The sequence below is a fragment of the Telluria sp. Soil_C_11 genome, assembly GCF_057657395.1.
Map to the genome: position 1 here is coordinate 392,474 of NZ_JBDGIN010000003.1, position 26,098 is coordinate 418,571.

Annotated in this window: 17 protein-coding genes; 9 read left to right on the forward strand and 8 right to left on the reverse strand. The window is 64.7% G+C overall.

Annotated features, from left to right (window positions below):
• Positions 1-46: 46 nt before the first annotated feature.
• Positions 47-1,264 carry a DUF4382 domain-containing protein gene (locus AC3A6M_RS07410; protein WP_487852083.1) on the reverse strand — a complete coding sequence of 406 codons (1,218 nt, stop codon included), beginning with the start codon at positions 1,262-1,264 and terminating at the stop codon, positions 47-49.
• Between the two features lie 397 nt (positions 1,265-1,661).
• The gene (polA, locus tag AC3A6M_RS07415; protein WP_487852084.1) at positions 1,662-4,415 is read right to left on the reverse strand and encodes a DNA polymerase I; all 2,754 of its coding nucleotides are present in this window, start codon (positions 4,413-4,415) and stop codon (positions 1,662-1,664) included.
• A gap of 167 nt (positions 4,416-4,582) precedes the next feature.
• On the opposite strand from polA, the gene AC3A6M_RS07420 reads away from it, so the two are divergent.
• The 3 genes from AC3A6M_RS07420 to AC3A6M_RS07430 are packed head-to-tail and all read left to right on the forward strand — an operon-like array spanning position 4,583 to position 6,841.
• A complete protein-coding gene (locus tag AC3A6M_RS07420; RefSeq protein ID WP_487852085.1) occupies positions 4,583-5,065 on the forward strand; it encodes a hypothetical protein in 483 nt (160 codons plus the stop codon).
• Positions 5,066-5,114: 49 nt separating this feature from the next.
• Complete coding sequence (locus tag AC3A6M_RS07425) at positions 5,115-6,074, forward strand: homoserine kinase (RefSeq protein WP_487852086.1); 960 nt, start codon at positions 5,115-5,117, stop codon at positions 6,072-6,074.
• Positions 6,071-6,841 (forward strand): BPSS1780 family membrane protein, encoded by a 771-nt coding sequence (locus AC3A6M_RS07430; protein WP_487852087.1) that lies wholly within the window; start codon positions 6,071-6,073, stop codon positions 6,839-6,841. The genes AC3A6M_RS07425 and AC3A6M_RS07430 overlap by 4 nt, the downstream gene beginning before the upstream one ends.
• A 66-nt stretch (positions 6,842-6,907) precedes the next feature.
• Here the strand turns inward: AC3A6M_RS07430 and AC3A6M_RS07435 are convergent, their stop codons facing one another.
• Positions 6,908-9,226: a UvrD-helicase domain-containing protein gene (locus AC3A6M_RS07435; protein ID WP_487852088.1), complete on the reverse strand. Its 2,319-nt coding sequence runs from the start codon at positions 9,224-9,226 to the stop codon at positions 6,908-6,910.
• A 195-nt stretch (positions 9,227-9,421) separates the two neighbouring features.
• Between AC3A6M_RS07435 and AC3A6M_RS07440 the strand changes: the two genes are divergently transcribed.
• The gene (locus AC3A6M_RS07440) at positions 9,422-9,964 is read left to right on the forward strand and encodes an SRPBCC family protein (RefSeq protein ID WP_487852089.1); all 543 of its coding nucleotides are present in this window, start codon (positions 9,422-9,424) and stop codon (positions 9,962-9,964) included.
• A 124-nt stretch (positions 9,965-10,088) separates the two neighbouring features.
• The gene (locus AC3A6M_RS07445; protein WP_487852090.1) at positions 10,089-10,559 is read left to right on the forward strand and encodes a hemerythrin domain-containing protein; all 471 of its coding nucleotides are present in this window, start codon (positions 10,089-10,091) and stop codon (positions 10,557-10,559) included.
• Positions 10,560-10,810: 251 nt separating this feature from the next.
• Here AC3A6M_RS07445 and AC3A6M_RS07450 read toward each other — a convergent pair whose 3' ends face one another.
• From AC3A6M_RS07450 to AC3A6M_RS07470, 5 genes are all read right to left on the reverse strand, one after another.
• Positions 10,811-12,904 carry a M13 family metallopeptidase gene (locus AC3A6M_RS07450; RefSeq protein WP_487852091.1) on the reverse strand — a complete coding sequence of 698 codons (2,094 nt, stop codon included), beginning with the start codon at positions 12,902-12,904 and terminating at the stop codon, positions 10,811-10,813.
• Between the two features lie 146 nt (positions 12,905-13,050).
• Positions 13,051-13,542: an outer membrane beta-barrel protein gene (locus AC3A6M_RS07455; protein WP_487852092.1), complete on the reverse strand. Its 492-nt coding sequence runs from the start codon at positions 13,540-13,542 to the stop codon at positions 13,051-13,053.
• Positions 13,543-13,757: 215 nt separating this feature from the next.
• Positions 13,758-15,560 (reverse strand): M56 family metallopeptidase, encoded by a 1,803-nt coding sequence (locus AC3A6M_RS07460; RefSeq protein ID WP_487852093.1) that lies wholly within the window; start codon positions 15,558-15,560, stop codon positions 13,758-13,760.
• 408 nt (positions 15,561-15,968) lie between these two features.
• Entirely contained in the window at positions 15,969-17,075 is a 1,107-nt protein-coding gene (locus AC3A6M_RS07465) for an S-(hydroxymethyl)glutathione dehydrogenase/class III alcohol dehydrogenase (protein WP_487852094.1), read from the reverse strand.
• Positions 17,076-17,182: 107 nt separating this feature from the next.
• Positions 17,183-17,833 carry an ANTAR domain-containing response regulator gene (locus AC3A6M_RS07470; RefSeq protein ID WP_487852095.1) on the reverse strand — a complete coding sequence of 217 codons (651 nt, stop codon included), beginning with the start codon at positions 17,831-17,833 and terminating at the stop codon, positions 17,183-17,185.
• Positions 17,834-18,206: 373 nt separating this feature from the next.
• Here AC3A6M_RS07470 and AC3A6M_RS07475 point away from each other — a divergent pair, with 373 nt between their 5' ends.
• The 4 genes from AC3A6M_RS07475 to AC3A6M_RS07490 all read left to right on the forward strand — a co-directional run bounded on the left by AC3A6M_RS07475 (position 18,207) and on the right by AC3A6M_RS07490 (position 26,058).
• Entirely contained in the window at positions 18,207-19,784 is a 1,578-nt protein-coding gene (locus AC3A6M_RS07475) for a S8 family serine peptidase (protein WP_487852096.1), read from the forward strand.
• 154 nt (positions 19,785-19,938) lie between these two features.
• A complete protein-coding gene (locus tag AC3A6M_RS07480; RefSeq protein ID WP_487852097.1) occupies positions 19,939-22,749 on the forward strand; it encodes a valine--tRNA ligase in 2,811 nt (936 codons plus the stop codon).
• Between the two features lie 176 nt (positions 22,750-22,925).
• A complete protein-coding gene (locus AC3A6M_RS07485) occupies positions 22,926-23,372 on the forward strand; it encodes a DUF2147 domain-containing protein (RefSeq protein WP_487852098.1) in 447 nt (148 codons plus the stop codon).
• A gap of 70 nt (positions 23,373-23,442) precedes the next feature.
• The gene (locus tag AC3A6M_RS07490; RefSeq protein ID WP_487852099.1) at positions 23,443-26,058 is read left to right on the forward strand and encodes a sensor domain-containing protein; all 2,616 of its coding nucleotides are present in this window, start codon (positions 23,443-23,445) and stop codon (positions 26,056-26,058) included.
• Positions 26,059-26,098 lie beyond the last annotated feature (40 nt).

Genomic DNA, 26,098 nt, shown 5'->3' on the forward strand with positions numbered 1-26,098 from the left:
AGCGCATCCGTGCGTGCGCGCTGGGCACGCACGGATGCAGGACCGCTTACGGGGTCAGGGTGAAGTCGACCTTGGTGGCGCTGGCGGCCGAGATGTCGACCACGTCGATCGTCTTGGCGGTGTAGCCGGTGCCGGATGCGTCGACACGGTACTTGCCCACGCCCGGCTGCACGGTGGCGGCCGGGGCGAACACCAGCGGCAGGGTCGCGCTGTAGGCGACGTACTGCGGCGCGGTGACCGGCAGGTTGGCGATCGTGTAGGCGCCGGTCGAGATGTCGGCGCCGGCATACTTGATGGTGACGGTCGGGCCGGCGGCGAAGGTCTGCTTGGCGGCGACATACGCCGTTTCGGTGGCGTTGGCCGGCAGGGTCACGGTGCCGCTGATCGAACCGGTGGCGCTGGTGACCAGGGCCAGCGGCGCGGTCGAGGTGCTGACCGTGGTGCTGCCGGTGGTGCTGCTGACCGGTACGGCGCCGATCACGCTGGCGGCGCTGTTGTCGGCGGTGATGACGACGTCGTAATTACCGGCCGGCAGATGGCTCAGCGTGAATGCGCCGGTGGTCGGATCCGGCGCGGTGGAGCCGACGATGGTGCCGTTCTGCTGCGCGGAGACGCTCACGTGGTTGGCCAGCGCCGAGGTGGCGACGTAGCCGGAAATGCCGGTGGCCAGGGCCGGAACGACTTTCACGACCGGCTTCAGCAGGTAGCGGCCCTTGCCTTGGGTGACGACCGACTTGCAGGCGTCGAAGTCGAGCACGATGTCGGCGGTCTGGCCGGCGGCCACGTCGAATTCGTTGTTCAGCTTGATGCCGCTCTGGACGGCGCTCGGGGTGGTCAGCGTGGTCTCGACGCCGCCGGTCGGCACCACCGAGTTGGCCAGGCCGGTGCCGGCGTTCGCGTCCAGCACCAGGCGGATCTGCGAGTAGTGGCCGGCCGGCAGGGTGGTCTGGCCGAGCGACTCGAGCACGCCATTGGTCAGGTTCAGCAGGTTGATCTTCTTGGCCGGGCTCAGCGTGATGTCGGTCCAGCCGGCATCGGTATCGCTGGCGCTGGCGCTCGAATGCACGCGCACCTTGTTGACGGTGACGTTGACAGCATCGTAGCCGCAGGCCGGGGCATCGGTCATCGACACTTTCAGGGTGCCGGCCGTGGCGGTCGGCGCCGGGGACGACGACGAACCGCCTCCGCCGCCACAGGCGGTGAGCGAAACGGCTGCAATGACACTACCGGCGAGCAGGCCGGCCTGGCGGAACGTAGTTTTCATGGGTGTTGTGCCTTTCGAGATATTGCCCGTGTGAATGGGATGTATTTAATATACGTTCTCTTTGGCAACTTTTATGTTAACCAACGCACCCTGAAACCTCTGCTTACAACTGATACAGCTTCAGCGTAATATATGTACAACTGTTAAATTATTTGAACAGCAACTTCGTTAGTAGACTTACCAGCGTCATTCCCGCGCAGGCGGGAATCCAAGGTCGTAAAGCAATCGATACGCATGCAAACTTGGATTCCCGCCTTCGCGGGAATAACGTATCAACGCCGGCATCCGTTAATGCGCGGAGGCAGATACTCAGTGTGCGGAAGCGCATCTCGTCAATGCGCGGAGGCACATACTCAATGTGCGGAAGCGCATCTCGTCAATGCGCGGAGGCACATACTCAATGTGCCTCCTCCCAGTTCTTCCCGACACCGGTTTCGGCCACCAGCGGCACCTTCAAGGTGGCCACGCCAGCCATCAGCTCGGGCAGCTTCTGCTTGACCAGCTCCAGCTCGGCTTCCGGGACTTCCAGCACCAGTTCGTCGTGCACCTGCATGATCATGCGGGTGGCCAGGTTTTCCTTCTCGATCCAGTCCTGCACCGCGATCATGGCCAGCTTGATCAGGTCGGCCGCCGTGCCCTGCATCGGCGCGTTGATCGCCGCGCGCTCGGCGCCGGCGCGGCGCGGGCCGTTCGGCGAGTTGATCTCCGGGAGCCACAGGCGGCGCCCGAACACGGTCTCGACATAGCCGCGCGCCTTCGCCTGCAGGCGGGTCTCGTCCATGTACTGCTTGACGCCGGCGAAGCGCTGGAAGTAGCGCTCGATGTAGTTGCCGGCGGCGCCGCGTTCGATGCCCAGGTTCTGCGCCAGGCCGAACGCGCTCATCCCGTAGATCAGGCCGAAGTTGATGACCTTGGCGTAGCGGCGCTGCTCGCTCTCGACCGCTTCCGGCGCCACGCCGAAGATCTCGGCGGCGGTGGCGCGGTGGATGTCTTCCCCTTGGGCGAAGGCGCGCAGCATCGCCTCGTCGCCCGAGATGTGGGCCATGATGCGCAGCTCGATCTGCGAATAGTCGGCCGACACCAGCACGCAGCCGGGCGAGGCCACGAAGGCTTCGCGGATGCGGCGGCCCTCAAGGGTGCGCACCGGGATGTTCTGCAGGTTCGGATCGTTCGAGGCCAGGCGCCCGGTGATCGCGACCGCCTGCGCGTAGTTGGTGTGCACGCGGCCCGTGTTCGGGTTGACCATCTTCGGCAGCTTGTCGGTATAGGTCGACTTCAGTTTCGACAGGCCGCGGTGCTCGAGCAGGATCTTCGGCAGCGGATAATCCTCGGCCAGCTTCTGCAGCACCTCTTCATCCGTGGACGGGGCGCCGGTGGCGGTCTTCTTGATCACCGGGAGCTGCAGCTTGCCGAAGAAGATCTCGCCGATCTGCTTGGGCGAACCGAGGTTGAACGGGCCGCCGGCCAGCTCGTAGGCCTGCTGTTCGAGTTCCGCGATGCGCGCGGCCAGCTCGCCCGACTGCTTCGCCAGCAGCTCGGCGTCGATCAGCACGCCGTTGCGCTCGATCTTCTGCAGCACCACCGAGGTCGGCAGCTCGATCTTGCGGTAGATGTAATTCAGGCCTTCGTCGCTTTCGACGTGCTTGAACATCGCCCGGTGCAGGCGCAGCGTGATGTCGGAGTCTTCGGCCGCGTATTCGGTGGCGCGCCCCAGTTCGACCTGGTCGAAGCAGATCTGGCTGGCGCCCTTGCCGCACACGTCCACGTAGGGAATGGTGGTGTAGCCCAGGTGGCGCATCGCCATGGTGTCCATGTCGTGCGGCTTGTGCGACTCGAACACGTAGGATTGCAGCAGGGTGTCATGGACGATGCCGCGCAGTTTGACGCCATGGTTTTCGAAGATGTGGGCGTCGTACTTCAGGTTCTGGCCGAGCTTGGGCTTGTCCGGGTTTTCCAGCCAGGGCTTCATGCGCGCCAGGACTTCCTCGCGGTTCAGCTGCTCGGGCACGCCGGCATAGCGGTGCGCCAGCGGGATGTAGGCGCCCTTCCCCGCCTCCACCGACAGCGAGATGCCGACCATCTCGGCCGCCAGCGGATCGAGCGAGGTGGTTTCGGTATCGACCGAGGTGAGTTCCGCCTTGTCGATCGCTTCCAGCCAGCGCTCCAGCTGCTCGTTGGTAGTGACGGTCTCGTATTCTCCCTTGATGACGGGCATGCCGGGCAGGGTCGCGGACGCGCCTTCCGGCGAATTCAGCGGCGCAGCCCCCGGGGAGACGAATTTCCCCGGATTGCCATTGCCGAGTTCCTTCAGCATGGTCTTGAAGCCGTAGCGCTGGAAGAAGTCGCGCAGCGCCTCCTTGTCCTCCGGGCGGCCGACCAGCGACTCCTCGATCGACACCAGGTGGCCCGCCAGGTCGCAGTCGGTCTTCACGGTGATCAGCTCGCGGCCCTTGGGCAGCCATTCCAGCGCCGCCTGCAGGTTCGCGCCGACCGCGCCGCCGATGGTGTGGGCGTTCTCGATCACGCCGTCCAGCGAGCCGTGCAGGGTCAGCCACTTCACGGCCGTCTTCGGACCGCACTTGCTCACGCCGGGCACGTTGTCGACAGTGTCGCCGATCAGGGTCAGGTAATCGATGATGCGATTCGGCGGCACCCCGAACTTGGCCAGCACGCCGGCTTCGTCGAGCTTCTCGTTGCTCATCGTATTGATCAGCATGACCTTGTCGTTGACCAGCTGGGCCAGGTCCTTGTCGCCGGTCGAGACCACGGTGTTCATGCCGCGCGCGGTGGCCTGGGCCGCCAGGGTGCCGATCACGTCGTCGGCCTCGACCCCTTCGACCATCAGGATCGGCCAGCCCATGTGGCGCACCACTTCGTGGATCGGCTCGATCTGCTTGCCCAGGTCTTCCGGCATCGACGCGCGCGTGGCCTTGTACTCGGGGTAGAGGTCGTCGCGGAAGGTCTTGCCCTTGGCGTCGAACACACAGGCGATGTAGGCGGCCGGGAAGTCGGCGCGCAGGCGGCGCAGCATGTTGACCATGCCATGCATCGCCCCGGTCGGGTGGCCGTCCGGGCTGCGCAGGTCGGGCAGCGCGTGGAAGGCGCGATACAGATAGCTGGAACCGTCGACGAGAAGCAGGGTATTGTCCATGTATGGGATCGAATGAGCAAAAGTGGGCCGTGGCGGGCGGGAAATGTGCGCCATTATCGCAGAATCGGGAATGCCTCCCATATGGGGCCGATTCCCTCTTTTCATACGCTTTTTACTGGCGGGCGGCGCTGTTTGTTACAATGGACTAAACGATAAAGGTGATCACCATGCCACGCATTTCCTCCCGCCTGCCCCTCCTCGCACCTTGCCTGACCCTGCTGCTGGCCGCGCAGGCCGGACAAGCGCTGGCGCAGCAATCGACGCAACCGCAGACCCAGCAAACCCAGCCGCAGGCGGCGCAAAACCAGGCGCCGCCCAAGCTCGAACGCGTCGAACCGGGCAGCGATGTTCCGGCCACGAACATCCCCTCGCGCACCCGCACCCAGATCACGGAAAGGCGCGACGGCGGCCAGGTCACCGAAGTCGAAGTCAACAGTAGTGGCAGCCATTACACCATGAAGCCGAATACCCCGCCAGGCAATGCCGTACCCGGCAGCAACGCCAACTCGATCCGCGCCCCACAATGGAAAGTGGGCGAGTTCGACCTGTCGGGCAAGCGCAAATCCGCCGCCGAGGCAGGAACCAACGCCCCGGCCGCCGCCGATGTGCCACCGCCTCCGCCGCTGCCGGCCAGCGCCGAGAAAAAATAAAGACCGGCCGCGGAATGCGGCCGCCACAGTGACTTACTCTTCGTGAACGATGGCAGTTTTCACCGCGGTCACACTGGACGACCTCAGCCAGTGGATCAAGCAGTTTCCCCTTGGTAAAGCCCTGGACCTCCAGGGCATCTCGAGCGGCATCGAGAACAGTAATTTCTTCCTGACGACCGAGCGTGGCGAATTCGTCCTGACGATCTTCGAGAACCTCAGCTTCGAGCAATTGCCCTTCTACGTGCAGCTGATGCGCCACCTGGCCGAGCGCGGCGTGCCGGTGCCGGCCCCGGTGCCGAACGACCAGGGCGAACTGGTGGTGGCGCTTGCCGGCAAGCCGGCCGTCGTGGTCAGCAAGCTCGACGGCAGCTCGCAGATGGATCCGCAGCCCGTGCATTGCGCCGAAGTGGGCACCATGCTGGCGAAGATGCACCTGGCCGGACGCGATTTCCCGCTGCGCCAGCCGAACCTGCGCGGCCTGGACTGGTGGATCGAGACCGTGCCCAAGGTCCTGCCCTTCCTCGATGCCGATAAAGCCGCCCTGCTGGAGTCGGAACTGGCGTTCCAGCGCGAATTCGCCGCCGGCGCGGTGTACGCCGGGCTGGAACAGGGCCCGGTGCACGCCGACCTGTTCCGCAACAACGTGATGTTCGTCGGCGAACGGCTGAGCGGCTGCTTCGATTTCTATTTCGCCGGCTGGGATACCTGGCTGTTCGACATCGCCGTCACCGTCAACGACTGGTGCATCGACCTCGCCACCGGCCGCCTCGACGAAGCGCGGGTGCGCGCCCTCACCCAGGCCTACCATGCGGCCCGCCCCTTCACCGAGGGCGAGCGCCAGGCCTGGCAAGCGATGCTGCGCGCGGCGGCGCTGCGCTTCTGGCTGTCGCGCCTGTACGACTTCTACCGTCCGCGCGAGGCCGAGATGCTCACGCCGCACGATCCGACCCATTTCGAACGCGTGCTGCGCGAGCGCATCGCGGTTCCCGCACCTGGCCTGACAGCATGAACAATCTGCCCGCACGTACCGGCTGGGAATGGCTGAAAGGCGGCATGGGCCTGTTCCGCAAACAGCCGGCCGCACTCACGACCCTGCTGTTCGCCAGCATCCTGCTGGCGATCGGCATCAGCGCCGTGCCCATCATCGGTCCCATCGTGGTGGTGGTGCTGATCCCTTCGTTCTCGATGGCCTTCATGCAGGCCTGCCTGATGATCGACAACGGCGACCGGGTGACGCCAGCCGTGCTGCTGACCGGCTTCCGCAAGCCGGTACTGGCCGGCCTGTGCAAGGTCGGGGTGATCTACCTGGGGGTGTTCCTGGTGCTGACCCTGATCACGCTGGCGATCACGCCGGAATCGCTGCGCCAGCTGCCGGGCAATATCAAGCTCGATCCGAAGGACAAGCTGCCGTTCACGCTGGGCGACGTGATGACCGTGTTCGGCCTGCTGATCCTGGAAACGGTATCGCTGCTGACCCTGTGCTTCGCCGCCCCGCTCACCTACTGGAAGCGGATGGGGCCGGGCAAGGCCACCTTCTACAGCTTCTTCGCCGTGGTGCGCTCGGCGCGCGTGTTCGGCGTGCTGCTGCTGTCGTGGTTCGGCATCTTCACCGCCATCACCTTCGTGGTGGTGAACCTGTTCAGCGCGATCGCGCTGGCCCAGGTCGTGCTGATGTGGCTGACGTTCCTGTTCGTGATGTTCCTGCAGTGCGCGATCTATGCAGGCTATCGGGACATCTTCGGCAAGCCGGCCGGGCCGGAAGCGCAGCCGGCGTAAGGCGTGGGCTCGGGGAGCCCACCCTACATGCAGCCGTAGGGTGGGCACCACGTGCCCACCATCGCATCACCGGGCGACCTTCTCCAGCTTGGCCACCGACAGGTCGAGCATCTTCATGCCGGCCCCGCCGAAGTTGATCAGGGCGCGCGGGCTGCCGGCCCCGCCCTCGATGTTGACGATCACGCCTTCGCCGAAGCGCGAGTGCGACACCTGCTCGCCGATGCGCCAGCCGATGCCCTTGTCACTGTTCGACTTTTGCGTGATCTGCTTGGCGATCTGGTTGTCGCTGCCGCCCTCGCGGAAATTCGCGTCGTCCCAGGCCGTGCTCGCCTTGCGGTTGCTGAACCAGTTGGTCTGCACGCGCGGCGACAGCCACTTCAGCGATTCCTCCGGCAGTTCGTCGAAGAAGCGCGACTTCATGTTGAAGCGGGTCTGGCCGTGCAGCATGCGCTGCTGGGTAAAGCTCATGTACAGGCGCTTGCGCGCGCGCGTGATCGCCACGTACATCAGGCGCCGTTCCTCGTCGACGCCGTCCAGCTCGCGCGAACTGCTCTCGTGCGGGAACAGGCCCTCTTCGAGGCCGGTGATGAACACGGCGTCGAATTCCAGGCCCTTGGCCGAGTGCACCGTCATCAGCTGCATCGCGTCCTGGCCGGCCTGGGCCTGGGCGTCGCCCGCTTCCAGCGAGGCGTGGGCCAGGAAGGCCGACAGCGGCGACATCACGGCCGCCAGCGGCGCGTCGGCATCCAGCACTTCGACGCCGTCGGCATTCACGATGGCCGTGCCGCTGCTCGGCTGCGCCTGCGGTCCCAGGTGGGCCGGCGCCTGGATGCCGAAGCCCTCTTCCTGCACGAAGTGGGTGGCGGCGCTGACCATCTGCTGCAAGTTCTCGATGCGCTCCGCGCCTTCCTTTTCCTTCTCGTAGTGGGCCAGCAAGGTGCTGCGCTCGAGCACCACCTTCACCATCTCCGGCAGCGGCAGCTGCTGGGTCTCGAAGCGCGCGCTCTCGATCAGCTTGACGAAATTGCCCAGCGAGGTGCCGGCCTTGCCCGTCATGTAGGGCACCGCCGCGTACAGCGACACGCCGTAGCTGTCGGCCGCCATCTGCAGCTGCTCGATCGAGCGCGCGCCGATGCCGCGGGTCGGGAAGTTCACCACGCGGAGAAAAGCGGAGTCGTTGTGCGGGTTGTCCATCAGCTGCAGGTAGGCGATCGCGTGCTTGACCTCGGCGCGCTGGAAGTAGCGCAGGCCGCCGTACACGGTGTACGGCAGGCCGGCTGCGAACAGCGCGTGCTCGATCACGCGGCTCTGCGCGTTGGAGCGGTACAGGATCGCGATCTCGCTCCGCGGCATGCCCTCGGCCATCAGGCTCTTGGCTTCGTCGATGATCCACTGCGCTTCTTCGAGGTCGGACGACGCTTCGTAGATGCGCACCGGCTCGCCCTGCCCCGCATCGGTGCGCAGGTTCTTGCCCAGCCGCTTGCTGTTGTTGGCGATCAGGTAGTTCGCGCTGTCGAGGATGTGGCCGTGCGAGCGGTAGTTCTGCTCCAGCTTGATCAGGTTCTTCACCTCGAACTCGCGCTCGAACGCCTGCATGTTGCCGACGTTGGCGCCGCGGAAGGCGTAGATGCTCTGGTCGTCGTCGCCCACCGCGAAGATCGCGCCGCCGGCCGGTTCGTTATGCCCGGCCAGCAGCTTCAGCAGGTTGTACTGCAAGTCGTTCGTGTCCTGGAACTCGTCGACCAGGATGTGGCGGAAACGCATCTGGTAATGATGGCGCAGCGGGTGGTTACGCTGCAGCAATTCGTAGGCGCGCAGCAGCAGCTCGGCGAAATCGACCACGCCTTCGCGCTGGCATTGCTGGTCGTAGGCATCGTACAGCTCGACCATGCGGCGCTGGACATGGTCGTAGGCCTCGACCTGGCTGGCGCGCAGGCCGTTGTCCTTGGCGTTGTTGATGAAGTACATCAGGTCTTTCGCCGGGTACTTCTCGTCGTCGACGTTCAGGGCCTTCAGCATGCGCTTGATCATCGACAGCTGGTCCTGCGAATCCAGGATCTGGAAGGTCTGCGGCAGCGCGGCGTCGCGGTGGTGGGTGCGCAGCAGGCGGTTGCACAGGCCGTGGAAGGTGCCGATCCACATGCCGCGCGTGTTCACCGGCAGCATCGTCGACAGGCGGGTCAGCATTTCCTTCGCCGCCTTGTTCGTGAAGGTCACGGCCATCAAGCCGGCCGGCGAGACCTGGCCCGTCTGGATCAGCCAGGCGATCCGGGTCGTCAGCACGCGGGTCTTGCCCGAACCGGCGCCGGCCAGGATCAGGGCGCTCTGGGACGGCAGCGTGACGGCGGCGAGCTGTTCGGGATTCAGATTGTCGAGGAGATTCATGCGGGCATTATAAACGTCGGGATGCGCCGGGGGAGGCTTTCGGCGTCAAATTTACTGGTTATATATACAGTATCACAACAGTTTCCTCAAGGCTCGCTAGCGCCATCCAAACGGGACTTATCGTAAGTTGATTGCAGATGTGTTCCCAAGGACGTACATCGCAACCCACGCTCTATTTGTGACAAGGAGGCAACAATGCTGAATCGAGTCGTAACTGTGGCCGCACTCGCGGTCGGCGGCATGATGCTGTCGAAGAAAATGAAGAACCGTGCTTCGGGCATGGAATCGTCGATCGTCGAGACCATCGAAATCAACGTGCCGGTCCGCACCGCCTACAACCAGTGGACCCAGTTCGAGGACTTCCCGCAATTCATGGACAGCGTGAAAGAGATCCGCCAGCTGGATGACAAGCACCTGCACTGGCGCGCCAACGTGGCCGGCGAAGAGAAGGAATGGGATGCCGAGATCACCGAGCAGATCCCGGACAAGCGCATCGCCTGGCGCAGCGTGACCGGGGTGCCGAACGGCGGCGTGGCGACCTTCCACAAGATCTCCGACAGCACCTGCCGCGTGACCGTCCAGATGGACTACCAGCCGGAAAACGCCGCGGAAAAACTGGGCGACGCGTTCGGCGCCGTCCGCATGGAACTGCGCGGCAACCTGCAGAAGTTCAAGGAAATGCTGGAATCGCGCGGCAAGGAAACCGGCGCCTGGCGCGGCAGCATCGCCCAGCACTGATCCGTTTTGACTTGTGCGAGCGCCGCCTCCGGGCGGCGTTTTTTTATGATTTTTCCGCGCCTAAACGGATCGCGGGCCCTTCCCGGCCAAGCGTAGGATGACAGTCCTTTTCAGGAGGAAGAACATGGACAACACCGACGATCCGATCCAGGCCCTGGTGCGCGACCACGACATGGTGCGCAAGCTGGCCGACAAATACCTCAACAGCAACGACATGGCAGTCAAGAAGCAGGCGGCCACCCAGCTGCTGCAGGCCATCCACACCCACTCGCGGCTGGAAGAATCGATTTTCTATCCGAACGTGCGCTGCATCGACGAAAGCCTGGTGCACCATTTCGAACAGGACCATTTGAAGGTCGACGAACTGCTCGCCACCCTGCAGGGCATGGCCCCGGACGCTCCGCGCGCCGAGCCGATGATGCGCGAGATGCTGAATGCCGTGCTGGCCCATATCCAGGAAGAGGAAACCGAGCTGTTCCCGCGGCTGCGGCAGTCGAATGCCGACATGAGCGATATCGGGCTGCAGATGCAGTCATTCGAGGCGAACCTGGTGCACATGCAGGGGCAGGTGAGCGATCAGGTGCGGCGGCGCTGAGCTGGCCTTTACCGTCGCCCCCGCGCACTCTTCAACGTCGCCCCCGCGCACTATTCAACGTCGCCCCCGCGCACTATTCAACGTCGCCCCCGCGCAGGCGGGGGCCCAAGCTTGCGTGCGCTAACGTAACGCTAGCAAAACTTGGATCCCCGCCTTCGCGGGGACGACGTTGGTTTAGGACGCGGGGACGACGTTGGTTTAGGACGCGGGGACGACGTTGGTTTAGTACGCGGGGACGACGGTTCACACGCTTACCAAACCCGGCAACGCTTCTCCTTCACCATCGGCTGCCCCGGCTTGCACTGGAAGGCCTGCTGGAACTGCGGCATGTTCACCACCAGGCCATTCACGCGGTAGCGGCCCGGCGAGTGCGGGTCGGTCATGGCCTTCACGCGCAGGTTTTCCGGGCGGTCGTTTTCGCATGCCCACTGTGCGTAGCCGACGAAGAAGCGCTGTTCCGGGGTCAGGCCGTCGCGCAACTCTTGCGGCTGGGCTTTCTGCGGCATGCTGGCCATTTCGGTCTGCCAGGCCATCCAGCCCAGGATCAGGCCGCCCAGGTCGGCGATGTCTTCGCCCAGGGTCAGCTTGCTGTTGATCTTGATATCGTCCACCACGTTGTACTGCGCGTACTGGTCGACGATGCAGGCGGCGCGCTCTTCGTATTCCTTGGCGTCCTTCCTGGTCCACCAGTCCTTCAGGTTGCCCTTCGCATCGAACTGGCGGCCTTCGTCGTCGAAGGCGTGGGTCAGCTCGTGGCCGATGGTGCCGCCGGTGTTGCCGTAGTTCGGCGCATCGTCCATCTTCGGATCGAACAGCGGCGGCTGCAGCACGCCGGCCGGGAAGTTGATGTCGTTCATCTGCGGATTGAAGTAGGCGTTCACCGTCGGCGGGGTCATCGACCATTCGCCGCGGTCGAGCGGCTTGCCGATCTTGGCCAGGTCGCGGCGCGACTCGAACACATTGCCGCGCTCGACGTTGCCGGCGAAGTCGCCCGGCTTCACGACATAGGAACTGTAGTCGCGCCACTTGTCCGGATAGCCGATCTTGTTGACGATCGCGGCCAGTTTTTCCTGGGCGCGCTTCTTGGTATCCGGACTCATCCAGTCGAGCGAATCGATGTCCTTCTTCATCGCTTCCTCGACCTGGCGGGTCATGTGCAGCGACTTGGCCTTCAGCTCAGGCGAGAACGCGCGGCTGACGAATTCCTGGCCCAGCGCCTCGCCCAGCTGGCGGTCGACCAGGCCGACGCAACGCTTCCAGCGCGGCGGCTGCTGCTGGATGCCGCGCAGCGTCTTGCTGAAGAAGTCGAAGTGTTCCTGGTCGAAGCGCGAAGCCAGTGCCGGCGACAGGTTGCGCGCCACATGCCAGCGCAGGTAGGTGCGGGTCGCATCGATGTCGCTGGTCTTCCACATCGTCGCCAGCGCCTTGAAGAAGGCCGGCTCGGTGACGTTGAAAGTCTTCTGCTTGCCCTGCCCCATCTCGGCCAGGTAGGCGTGCCAGTCGAAGCCCGGGGTCAGGGCCTGCAGGCCCCTGGCGTCGACCTTGTGGAAGAGCTTATATGGGTCGCGCTTGTCGACGCGCGACAGCGAGGCTTTCGCCAGTCCGGTTTCCATCGCCATCACGCGCGCGGCCTGGCGCTGCGCCTGCTCCGGGCTGTCGCCCAGCAGCGTGAAGGTGTTGGCGATGTGGGCGACGTATTTGGCGCGGATCTCCTTCGACTTTTCATCCGTCTTGAGATAGGAATCGCGGTCCGGCAGGCCCAGGCCGCCGGCGCTGGCGAAGGCGATCACGCGCGTGGAGTCGGCGAAGTCCTGGCTCGAACCGAAGCCGAAGAACAGGCCCGGGTCGGCCAGCGCCAGGTGAAGGCGCGCCAGCACGCGCGGCAGGTCCTTGTTGGTGCGCAGCGCCGCGATCTGGTCGAAATAGGGCTTGAGCGGCTCGGCGCCGCGCGCTTCGATGGCGCGTTCGTCCATGCAGGCGCCGAAGTAGTCGCCGATCTTTTGCTGGCTGGCGTTGCGGCCGTCCTGGCGTTTCGACAGGTCTTCGAGGATGCCCCACAGGAAGCGCTGGTTGTCCTGTGCCAGCTTGCTGTACACCGACCAGCGGGCCTGGTCGGCCGGGATCGGGTTGTTCTTCATCCAGCCGCCGCAGGCGTACTGGTAGAAGTCGACGCAGGGGTCGGCGCTGCGGTCCATCGAGCTGGTGTCCAGGCCCGGCGTGTAGGGGAACTCGGTGGCCGGGCGTTCAGCCGCTGTCGTCGGGGCAGGTGCGGGAGAGGTCTGGGCAGTCGCCAGTGCAGCGGCACCGGCAAGGGAAAGAAGGACGGCTAAGCGGGCTGGACGCATAATTCGGGGCTTTATGAAAATATTAATGACCATATGCTGCCATATCGCCCAAAAAAAATAAATGGCACGTGTTTCGCAAACCGAAACACGTGCCATTCATGCATATACAAAAGCGGACGATGAATTACCGCTTATTCACGGCTCGATTAAAACTTGAAAACGATGCCGACGTTGTAATTGGTCGAATCGCTCGACGGCTTCTGCACTTCGATGCGGCCGGAGATGGCCGGGGTGAAGTGGTAGTTCAGGCCGACACCGTACAGGCCACCGCTGGTGTCTTCGCCATAGGTGGCGTTGCCAAAGGAAGCTTCGGCGCGCAGCTGGTTGTAGCCAAGGCGGCCGTAGACGTCGAACTGCGGATTCAGCGGGTAGGAGCCGACAACCGACAGGTGAGTCTGCTTGGCCTTGACGTCAACGCCCATCTCGGTCCACTTGCCCAGCTGGCGATAGCCCAGCTCGACGGCAACGTTCTGGTTGAAGCCGTAGCCCAGGAAGCCGCCGAAGCTGGCCTTGTTGTCGCCGAAGCCGTCGATCTTGGTCGAGCCAAGGTCGACGCCGCCGTAGAAAGCGGTCGGAGCGGCAAAAGCGGAAGAAGCGATGAAGACCAGTGCAGCGGCGGCAGCGATTTTCTTGAACATGTTAATTCCTGTTTTTTTAGGTTTATTTAATGGCACCGGAAAAAATTCTTCCAATTGCCCAAAAGAAATTATACATGTTTTATCTTGCGCCACACGATAATGGTGCGCCAAATCCAGCCAGGCATTTATCCGAACGAATATCGGATGCATATCAAAACAAGGCCAGAAATGAAATCCCATTTTGGCCTTATTCATATGGGTGCAGACGACAGGCCTCAGCCCTGCCCCGGCGCCTGCTGGGCCAGGCCCCTGGCCATGGCGTCGCGGATCAGCCCGCGCATGGTCTTGTCGGCGGTCTTGCTCTCGCGGTCCATTTGCTTGCCGAGCATGTCCATCTTCTTGCCCAGCTCGTCCATCGGCTTGCCGGCCTCGTTCATGCGCTTGCCGACCTCGTCCATGCTGGCGCGGGCGCGGCGCTGGCCTTCGCTCTCGTGGGCAGCGCGCATCTGCTCGCCCGCCTCGTTCATCTGCCGGCCCAGCTTGTTCATCTGCTCGTTCAGGCGGTCGCGCTCGGCATCGCTGCCGGCCTTGCCGATCTGCTGGCCCAGGGTCGACATCTGGCGGCCGAGATCGTTCATCCTGCGTTCCAGCTCATGCACCCGCGCCTCGTCGGGCCGCATGCCGGTGGCCGCCTGTTCCATCTGCTTGCCCAGCGCTTCCATCACCTTGCCGTGCTTGTCCATCTCCTTGCCGTAGGCGTCCATCTGCTTGCCCAGCTGGTTGACCGGCTCCCAGGCGGCACGCGCCTTCGCCAGCGTGTCCGGATCCTGCACGATCCAGGACTTGCCGCCGTCGCGGAACCACAGGAACTCGCCCTTGATGCTGCGCTTGAGCTGCTTGATGGACGACCAGTCGGCGCTGTTGCCGGTCATGTTGAACCCCTCGTCGCCCTCGCCCACCAGGGCGTACGATTCGCCACGTTCCTCGCGCAGGGTCACGTGGACCCCGGGTTTGTTCTGGGCGGCAGCCGGCGCTGCCGGCGTGGTGCCGGCATGGGCGTGGATGGCCGCGGTCAGGGCCAGGCCGAGGGCCGGCAGGGCCAGCTTCCAGTTGAGCGGTTCCGCTTGCGGACGAACCAGGCGTTTGATGCGAGACATGAGATTTCCTCCATGCGCCCCAGGGGCGAGTTGCGGGGTGGAGAGCTGGAACAGGTCCAGCTCGGATAACGCGAGCGCGAGACGACGCGGTTCGCCCAGCGCGCTTGCGGCCAGGTCGTCGGCGATCAGCTCCCGCTCGGCCCGGATGCGGTGCGACAGCCACCACACGGCCGGGTGATAGAACAGCAGGATCTCGATCGCACTCTGGACCAGGTTGACCAGGTAGTCGTGGCGCCGCACATGGGCCAGTTCGTGCGCCAGCAGGGCTTCGAGCAGCTGCGGCGCCATGCCGGTCGCCAGCGAGGCCGGCACCAGCACCAGCGGGCGCAGGCAGCCGGCGGTCACCGGGCTGGCGAGGTCCTCCACCAGCCCCAGGATCACCTTGCGCCCGATGCCCAGGCGCGCCGCCAGGCGGTCGAGCACGGCCTGCCAGGCCGCATCCGGCCGGTAGGCGCCCGGACGGCTGCGCCGGCGCACCCAGGCCAGGCCCAGCAGCAGGCGCAAGGCCATCAGCGCGGCGCCGGCCGACCAGCACAGGATCACCAGCGGCAGGCGCGGCCGCAAGGCCTCGCGCCAGCCCGCCGCGTCCCACGCCGCCGGCAGCGCGGCGCCATCGGCCAGGCCCGCTGCGGCATCACGCACGGCAGCGTGCGCGCCGGACGGCAGCGCCTGCATCAACGCGGACGGCAGCGCCGTCGCGCCATCGACCGCGCCTTGCCCCAGCACGCGCGCCAGCATGCCGGCCAGCGGCAGCGCGGCGCACAGCAGCAACGCGCCGCAGGCGACCAGATAGCGCCACTGCGGACGCGCCCTGCCCAGCAGTCCCAGCAGCACGGCGGCGGCGCAGCCGACCAGCGCGCCCTGCCAGACGAAGTCCAGCAGCGCCCAGGCCAGGCCGGAGATCCAGGCTGCGGCGCTCATCGCGCCTGCCCGTCGCTTGAACGGTGAACGGAGTGCATGCGGTTTCCTTTCGACGGATCCAGAATAGGTCAGCTAGAAAAATTTGTCTAGAACTTTTTTTCTAGATTTGGATGAAGATGCGATGGAGGCAGGATAGGGATCGCGGAAGGCGATCGCCAGCGTGCTGCGACAGGCTGCGGAATCGAGGGAGTGGGTGGAAGAACTTGGGCCCCCGCCTGCGCGGGGGCGACGGTTCATTTGCGCGGGGGCGACGGTTCATTTGCGCGGGGGCGACGGTTCATTTGCGCGGGGCGACGGTTCATTTGCGCAGGGGCGACGTTCCATGCGCGCGCGCTGCCTGCTCATGCGCGCGCGCTGCCTGCTCATGCGCGCGCATGCTACGTGCGCATTCGCGCGCGGGCGAGGCGCTCAGTACACCACGACCGAGCGGATCGACTCGCCCTTCTTCATCAGCTCGAAGCCTTCGTTGATCTGGTCGAGGCGCAGGTGGTGGGTAATCAGGTCGTCGATGTTGATCTTGTTTTCCATGTACCAGTCGACGATCTTCGGCACGTCGGTGCGGCCGCGCGCGCCGCCGAAGGCCGAGCCCTTCCACACGCGGCCGGTGACCAGCTGGAACGGACGGGTCGAGATCTCCTTGCCGGCTTCGGCCACGCCGATGATGATCGACTGGCCCCAGCCCTTGTGGCAGCACTCCAGCGCCTGGCGCATCGTGGTGACGTTGCCGATGCACTCGAAGGAGTAGTCGGCGCCGCCGTCGGTCAGCTGGACGATGGCGTCGACCACGTTCTCGACCTGGGTCGGATTGACGAAGTGGGTCATGCCGAACTTGCGCGCCATCTCTTCGCGGCCCGGATTGATGTCCACGCCGATGATCTTGTCGGCGCCGACCATCTTCGCCGCCTGGATCACGTTCAGGCCGATGCCGCCCAGGCCGAACACGACCACGTTGGCGCCCGCCTCCACCTTGGCCGTGAAGATCACGGCGCCGATGCCGGTGGTGACGCCGCAGCCGATGTAGCAGACCTTGTCGAACGGTGCGTCGGAGCGGATCTTGGCCAGCGCGATCTCCGGCACCACGATGTAGTTGGAGAAGGTCGAGGTGCCCATGTAGTGGTAGATCGGCTTGCCGTCCAGCGAGAAGCGCGAGGTCGCGTCCGGCATCAGGCCGCGGCCTTGCGTGCTGCGGATGGCCTGGCACAGGTTGGTCTTCTGCGACAGGCAGAATTTGCACTGGCGGCATTCCGGGGTGTACAGCGGGATGACGTGGTCGTCCTTGCGCAGGCTGGTCACGCCGGGACCGACGTCGACCACCACGCCTGCGCCTTCATGGCCGAGGATGGCCGGGAAGATCCCTTCCGGATCGGCGCCCGACAGCGTGTACCAGTCGGTGTGGCAGATGCCGGTCGCCTTGACCTCGACCAGCACCTCGCCCGCCTTCGGACCTTCCAGTTCGACCTCCTCGATCGTCAGCGGCTTACCCGCCTGCCATGCAATCGCTGCCTTGGTTTTCATGTCGTCCTTCCTGTATCGATGAATGGATGAAGCGCGGAAACAGCGTCACAGCCGTTCCGCGTAATTTGTCATGATACCAAGCCGGCCGGCAGGCCGTTGGCAGCCTGCTACTTGTTGCGCAGGCGTCCCGCGAAGGCGCCATGCAAGCCGTTCAGCAGCTCCTCCGCCGCCACCAGCTGCTCGGCCACCTCGTTGACCTTGCGGCGGCTCGCGCGCGCATGGTCGCGCAGCACCTCGAAGGCGGTGTTGCGGTCGGTCTGGTAGCGCGCCATCAGCAGTCCCACGGCCAGGCTCGTTTCGCGGCCGGCGGCCAGGGCCGCGTTCAGGTTGGCTTCGGTGCGGCGCAGCTGGCGGATCTCGTCGGCGCGCGCCAGCCCCGCCTCGAAGGCCGGCAACAGGTGGGCCGCATCGACCGGCTTGACCAGGAAGCCGACCGCGCCGTGGCTGGCGGCCCGGCGCCCGGTCTCGGCGTCGTCCACCGCCGACAGGAACATGAACGGCACCTCGGTGTGGTCCCTCAGGCGCTGCGCCAGCTCCAGGCCGGACATGCCGGGCATGCTGATGTCGAGCAGGGCCAGCGCAAAGCCCGGTTCGCCCACGGCATCGCGTTCGGCAATGCGCTGCAGCGCCTCCTGCGCGGAGGCGGCGCCGACGGTGTCGTAGCCGGCGTGCTGGAGCACGGTGGCGATGTAATCGAGAAGGAGGGTGTCGTCGTCGACCAGCAGTATCTGCCGGCGGGGGGAAGCGGGCGCGCTCATGGTTGTCGTGTTCTCGCAGCGGGAAGATGGGCCGGTGCTGGAATTAACAAAATTTCCACAACGCCAACTTCGACGGCCAAAAATATAGCATGCACATTCGTACACATCTAGATTTTTATCAAACGGATCCTGTGTGAAGACGATAACGCAACATTTTCTGCGCACGATTGAAAACTCGTTGCGTCTGTATAAGTTCCATCAATACACTTGCTTGGCTGCTTTTTGAACGGCTGGGCCCGGCCCTTGGAAGGCAGTGATGTATCGGTCTTAACGGTTGTATCGGTTGTTGTATTGGTTGTTTAAACACTTATACCAAAAAGCTCGCGGACCACGAGTCTGCGGCAATAACGAGAAACTTAACGGAGAAACACCGATGAATCAGAAGAAAACTCGCGCATCAAAGTTCGTTCCAGTCCTTGGCCTGTGCGCAGCAGCACTGGCAATCGCCTTTTCGGGTAGCGTGTCGGCCGCCGCGCCGTCGACCACCCGTGTGATCGTCGCCTTCAAGCCAGGCGCGAAAGCAGCCATCAAGGCACAGGTCGCCGCCGCCAAGGGCACGGTCAAGCATGAAATCTTCAACATGGATGCGATGGCAATCGAAGTGCCGACCACGGCGCTGAAGGGCCTCGAAAACAACCCGAACGTCGAATACGTCGAAGAAGACGTGATCCGCAGGCCGTTCTCGCTGACCACGCCGTCGACCGGTACTCCTTACACCCTGGGCCAGCAGGTCCCCTACGGCATCAAGCTGGTCCAGGCGGACCAGCTGTCCGACGCCAACGTCGGCAACCGCAAGATCTGCATCATCGACTCGGGCGTCGACTTCAGCCATGAAGACCTGAAGGACAACGGCGCCAACGTCACCGGCGAATACGACTCCGGCACCGGCTGGTGGTACACCGACGAAACCCACCACGGCACCCACGTGTTCGGCACCATCGCCGGCGTCAACAACGGCCTCGGCGTGGTCGGCGTCAATTCGAACAAGCTGCTCAAGCTGCACATCGTGAAGGTGTTCGGCGCCAACGGTGCCTGGACCTATTCGTCGACCCTGGCTTCGGCCGCCAACAAGTGCGGCGCAGCCAACGCCAACGTGATCACCATGTCGCTGGGTGGCGGCGCCAAGAGCATGACCGAGCAGCGCGCCTTCGACAGCCTGCAGACCAAGGGCGTGCTGAGCATCGCCGCGGCCGGCAACGACGGCAATGCCACCACCTCCTACCCGGCCGGCTACGGCAGCGTGATGTCGGTGGCGGCAGTCGACGAGAACAAGGTCGTGGCCTCCTTCTCGCAGTACAACAGCGACGTCGAGATCGCCGGTCCGGGCGTGTCGGTGCTGTCGTCCGTGCCGATGGGCACCGGCCAGGATCCGGTCCTGAGCGTCGGCTCGAGCACCTACGCACCTACCGCCATGGAAGGTTCGCCGGTCAAGACCGCGACCGCGCCGCTGGCCGACTTCGGCATCGGCGACACGGTCAACACCGCCGTCGCCGGCAAGGTCTGCCTGATCCAGCGCGGCACCGTCGACTTCGCGACCAAGGTCACCAACTGCCAGAACAGCGGCGGCGTCGGTGCGGTCGTGTACAACAACGTGGCAGGTCCCCTGGCAGGCACGCTTGGCACCACCGTCACCAACATCCCGTCGGTCGGCGCTTCCGACACCGAGGGCGCGGCGATGAAGAACCAGCTGGGCCAGACCGCGACCGTGGGCGTGAAGGCTTCGAACTACGCCTACTTCGACGGCACCTCGATGGCGACCCCGCACGTGTCGGCCGTGGCTGCCCTGGTGTGGAGCTACTTCCCGACCTGCACCGGCGCGCAGATCCGTACCTCGCTGAACAACAGCGCGCTCGACCTGGGCACCGCTGGCCGCGACACCAAGTACGGCTACGGCCTGGTGCAGGCCAAGGCTGCCTACGATCGCATCAAGGCGCTGGGCTGCGGCAAGTAATAAAAGGCGCTTCGCCGCCCTTTATTACGTAGGGTGGGCACGCCGTGCCCACGCGTGACGCTGGCATATTGCCGGCTCCGCGTGGGCACGGGGCGCCCACCCTACATCATTTATAATGGCCGTTTTCGCCATATCCTGCCATCACAGCCATATCATGGAATTAGCCAAGTCTTTCGAGCCAGCCGACATCGAACAATTCTGGCGTACCGAATGGGAACAGCGCGGTTACTTCGCCGCCACCATGGACGCCGACAAGCCTTCGTTCAGCATCCAGCTGCCGCCGCCGAACGTGACGGGCACCCTGCACATGGGCCACGCCTTCAACCAGACCGTCATGGATGGCCTGACCCGCTACTACCGCATGCGTGGCTTTAACACCGCCTGGATCCCGGGCACCGACCACGCCGGCATCGCGACCCAGATCGTGGTCGAGCGCCAGCTGGACGCCCAGAAGGTTTCGCGCCACGACCTGGGCCGCGACGCCTTCATCGAGAAAGTCTGGGAGTGGAAGGAAAAGTCGGGCAGCACCATCACCGGCCAGATGCGCCGCCTGGGTGCCTCCGCCGACTGGAACCGCGAATACTTCACGATGGACGAGCCGCGTTCGAAGACCGTGGCCGAAGTCTTCGTGCGCCTGTACGAACAGGGCCTGATCTACCGCGGCAAGCGCCTGGTCAACTGGGATCCGGTGCTGGGCACCGCCGTGTCCGACCTCGAAGTCGACTCGCAGGAAGAAGACGGCTCGATGTGGTACATCCGGTATCCGCTGGTGGACGGCAGCGGCCACCTGACGGTCGCCACCACCCGCCCGGAAACCATGCTGGGCGACGTCGCCGTCGCGGTCGATCCTACCGACGAACGCTATACCCACCTGCACGGCAAGATGCTGAAGCTGCCGCTCACCGGCCGCGAGATCCCCGTCATCGCCGACAGCTACGTCGACAAGGCCTTCGGCACCGGCTGCGTGAAGATCACCCCGGCGCACGACTTCAACGACTACGCGGTCGGCCAGCGCCACAACCTGCCGATGCTGTCGATCATGACGCTCGACGCGAAGATCGTCGACGAGGCGCCGGAAGCCTACCGCGGCCTGGACCGCTTCGAAGCGCGCAAGAAGATCGTCGCCGACCTCGAAGCCCAGGGCCTGCTGGAACAGGTCAAGCCGCACAAGCTGATGGTGCCGCGCGGCGACCGCACCGGCGTGATCATCGAGCCGATGCTGACCGACCAGTGGTTCGTCGCGATGAGCAAGCCGGCCCCGGAAGGCACCTTCAACCCGGGCAAGTCGATCACCGAAGTGGCGCTCGAAAAAGTCGCCAGCGGCGAGATCCGGTTCGTCCCCGAAAACTGGACCACCACCTACAACCAGTGGCTGGGCAACATCCAGGACTGGTGCATCTCGCGCCAGCTGTGGTGGGGCCACCGCATCCCGGCCTGGTACGGCCCGAACGGCGAAATCGTGGTTGCGCGCACCGAAGAAGAAGCCCAAGCCAAGGCCAGGGAGCAAGGCATTGCCGGTGACATCAAGCGCGACAACGACGTGCTCGACACCTGGTTCTCTTCGGCCCTGGTGCCCTTCTCGACCATGGGCTGGCCGGAGCAGACGAAGGACATGGACCTGTTCCTGCCGTCGTCGGTGCTGGTGACCGGCTTCGACATCATCTTCTTCTGGGTCGCGCGCATGGTCATGATGACCGCGCACTTCACCGGCAAGGTGCCGTTCAAGACCGTCTACGTGCACGGCCTGGTGCGCGACTCGTCCGGCCAGAAGATGTCGAAGTCGAAGGGCAATACCCTCGACCCGATCGACCTGATCGACGGCATCGGCATCGACGCGCTGGTGGCCAAGCGCACCACCGGCCTGATGGATCCGCGCACTGCGCCGAAGATCGAGAAAGCGACCCGCAAGGAATTCCCGGACGGGATCCCGGCCTTCGGCACCGACGCCGTGCGCTTCACCATGGCCAGCTACGCCTCGCTCGGCCGCAACATCAACTTCGACCTCGGCCGCTGCGAAGGCTACCGCAACTTCTGCAACAAGCTGTGGAACGCGACCCGCTTCGTGCTGATGAACACCGAAGGCAAGGATTGCGGCAAGCCGAACGCGGAAGACCTGTCGCAGGCCGACCGCTGGATCATCTCGCTGATGAACCGCGTCGAGCTGGACGTGGCCAAGGGCTTCGCCGACTACCGCTTCGACAACATCGCCAGCAGCATCTACAGCTTCGTCTGGGACGAGTACTGCGACTGGTACCTGGAACTGGCCAAGGTCCAGGTCCAGCAAGGCAGCGAGGCGCAGCAGCGCGCCACCCGCCACACCCTGCTGCGCGTGCTGGAAGTGATCCTGCGCCTGGCGCACCCGATCATCCCGTTCGTGACCGAGCAGCTGTGGCAGGCCGTCGCGCCGCTGGCCGGAAAAACCGGCGAAGGTGAAAATAAAAGCGTCATGCTGCAGCCCTACCCGGTCGCCGACGAATCGCTGATCGACGCCGGCGCGGAAAGCTGGATGGAGCAGTTCAAGAAGCTGACCGACGCCACCCGCAACCTGCGCGGCGAGATGAAGCTGTCGCCGTCGCTGCGCGTGCCGCTGATCGTCGAACCGGGCTCGGAAGCCGACCGCGCCGCCGCCCGGAGCTTCGCGCCCTACGTGCAATTGCTCGGCAAGCTGTCGGAAGTGCAGATCGTGGACACCCTGCCGGAATCGCCGGCCGCGGTCTCCATCGTCGGCACCACCAAGCTGATGCTGAAGGTCGAGATCGACGTCGCCGCCGAGCGCGAGCGCCTGTCGAAGGAGATCGCGCGCGTGCAGGGCGAGATCGCCAAGGCCAACGGCAAGCTGTCCAGCGAGAGCTTCGTGGCCCGTGCCCCGGCCGCCGTGGTGGCCCAGGAGCGCGAACGCGTGGAGAACTTCAGCGCCACGCTGGCCAAGATGCAGGAACAGCTGGCCAAGCTGCCGGCGGCCTGATCGTCGTCGCTCAGTAAAAAGCCGCGCCCGGGTTTTGCCTGGCGCGGCTTTTTCTTTGCCCTGTCAATTGCCGTACACCGCAAGCGCCAAGTTTTTCCGCCAGGCCGTTTACCGAACGACCGTACTGTTTGCTACACTCCATTGCCTATCACCATAATGATTTCACTGGAGACACCATGCGCACCCTCACCAAGATCTCGCTGATTGCCGCCGTCCTCGCCGCCCCGTTTGCGTGGGCGCAGGAGGGTTCGCCGGTCGGGCTGTGGAAGGCCATCGACGACAGCTCGGGCAAGCCGACCGCGCTGATCCGCATCACCGACAACCATGGCGAGCTGCAGGGCAGGATCGAGAAACTGTTCCGTACCGCGGACGAAGAGCAGAATCCGAAATGCGTGCTGTGCAAGGACGCGCGCAAGGACCAGCCGATCGTCGGCATGACCATCGTCTCGGGCCTGAAGAAGAAGGGCGACGAATACACCGGCGGCGAGATCCTCGATCCGAAGGACGGCAAGGTCTACAAGAGCAGGCTGACCGTGCAGGAGGGCGGCAAGAAGGTCGAAGTGCGCGGCTATGTCGGCGTGCCGATGTTTGGCCGCTCGCAAATCTGGCTGCGCCAGGAATAAACGGGTCCCCTGCGCCGGGAGGCGCGCCGTCTGCGCTACACTGCCCTGAACCATGTAGAGGGAGAAAGCGATGGCAGAACGGCCCGGCACCCCGCCGGTTGCAACGCACGCGAGCCCGGCCTCGAGCCAGGTCGCGCGTTACCTGGCCGCCGCGGCGCCGCCGGTACCGCTGCATTACCTGACTTACCTGTTCGAACACGTCGCCGACGTCATCTTCTTCCTCGAGGTGCTGGACGGCGACCGTTACCGCTTTTCCGCAGTCAACGAGCGCTTCACCCTGACCACCGGCCTGCCGGTTGCCGAAGTGGTGGGCAAGGAAGTCGACGAGATCATCCCGCCCGACTCGCTCGCCCTGGTGAAGTCGAAATACCGCGAAGCCATCGCCACCCGCAAGGTGGTGCAGTGGCAGGAGGTGTCGAACTACCCGTCCGGCACCAAGACCGGCGATGTCACCGTCTCTCCCGTGATCGACGCGGACGGCGCGTGCCGTCTCCTGATGGGCGTCGTGCACGACGTGACCGAACACCACCGCAACCAGCAGCGCCTGGCCGAGCTCGAGGAACGCTGGCGCCTGGCCCTCGAATACTCGGGCGCCGGCGCGTGGGAATGGCAGGCCGGCGCCGATGGACTGAGCGGCGAACTGAGCATCTTCCCCTTCTACCAGTCCATCATCGGCATGGCGTGCTCGCCCCTGATGGCGACGCGTGAAACCCTGCTGAACTGGGTGCATCCCGACGACACCGGGGCCGTCGAGGCGGCGGTCGGCGCCGTTGCCGCAGGCAGGACCGAACGGCTCGATGCCGAAGCCCGGGTGCGCCACCGCGACGGCCACTGGGTATGGATCCGCATGCAGGGCAAGGTCGTCTTCGACGCGCAGCGCCAGCCGCTGCGCATGCTCGGCACGGTCACCGACATCTCGGCGCTCAAGGCCGCCCAGCACAGCCTGGAACTGGGTTCGCTGGTGTTCCAGAACAGCCACGAGGCGATCGCCGTGCTCGATCCGGAGGGCCGCATCGAAACCGTCAATCCGGCCTTCACCAGCATGCGCGGCTTCACCCCGGACGACATTACCGGCAAGGCGCCGCGGGTGTACAACGCCGGCCTGGACGAGTCCGACTTCGACGACGCCTTGTGGGCCGAGCTGCGCGCGACCGGGCAATGGCAGGGCGAATTGTGGAGCCGGCACAAGGATGGCCACGTGATCGCCGAATACCGCACCATCACCGCCGCCTACGGCCCGGACCGGCGGGTGCGCAACTACATCGAAATCGGCACCGACATCACCGAGACCAAGCGCGCCGAAGAACTCGCCTGGCGCCAGGGCAATTACGATGCCCTGACCGGCCTGCCGAACCGCCAGATGTTCATGGAGCGCGTGGCCCAGGCCGTGCACGGCGCCGACCGCGATGCCGGCGGCTTCACCCTGCTTGTCATCGACCTCGACCGCTTCAAGGACGTCAACGAAACCCTGGGCCACTCCGCCGGCGACGAGATCCTGCGCGAAGCGGCCCAGCGCCTGCTCGACTGCACGCGCGACGGCGACACCGTGGCGCGGCTGGGCGGCGACGAGTTCACGGTGTTGCTGGGCACGGTCCGGGAACACGTGGACGGGGAAGCGTTCGCGATCGACCGGACTGCCCAGGACATCATCCAGGCCATGGCCCGGCCCTTCACCATCGGCGACGAGACCCTGCACCTGTCGGCGAGCATCGGGATCACGCATTACCCGAAGGACGCGGCCGACATGGAAAGCCTGATCAAGCACGCCGACCAGGCGATGTACGTGGCCAAGCAGCAGGGCCGCAACCGCTACACCTATTTCTCGCACGTGATGCAGGAGCGCGCCCAGGCGCGGCGGCAACTGATCAAGGACCTGCGGACCGCGATGGAGGAACGCCGGCTCGAGGTCTACTACCAGCCCATCGTCGACCTGGCGACCGGGGCGCTCAAGAAGGCCGAATCGCTGGTGCGCTGGACCCATCCGCTGCGCGGCATGATCGGTCCGGCCGAGTTCATCCCGCTGTGCGAGGAAACCGGCCTGATCGTCGAGCTGGGCGAGCAGATCTTCGAGACGGTGGTGCGCGACGTGGTCGCGTGGAAAAAAGAGAACGGCACCTCGCTGCAGGTCGGGATCAACGTCTCCCCGGTCCAGCTGCTGGCCGGGCGCGAGGCCTGCGAGCGCTGCTTCCAGATGGCCCGGGATGCCGCGCTGCCGGAACACACGCTGGCGGTCGAAGTCACCGAGGGCATGCTCCTCGATAACAATCCCTTCGTCGTCCAGCAGCTGCGCCAGATCGCCGAGCATGGCATGGACCTGTCGCTGGACGACTTCGGCACGGGCTATTCGTCCCTGTCCTACCTGAAGAAATTCAAATTCCAGTTCCTGAAGATCGACCGCTCCTTCGTGATGCATCTGGAAGCCGGCACCACCGACTATGCCCTGTGCGAAACCATCATCACGATGGCCCACAAGCTCGGCATGCGGGTGATTGCCGAAGGCATCGAAACGCCCGAGCAGCTCGAACTGCTCAAGCAGGCCGGCTGCGATTACGGCCAGGGCTACCTGTTTTCGAAAGCCGTTCCCGGGCAGACGATCAGCCGCTGGCTCGCCAGCGGAACCATGCCCTGGATGCACGCCGGCTTCGCCGCACAGGCCTTCAGGCGTGCGCCGAAGAAATTATCTTAATGTTAATCTCGGCACACCTTGTTTTTGCATTTAACAACAT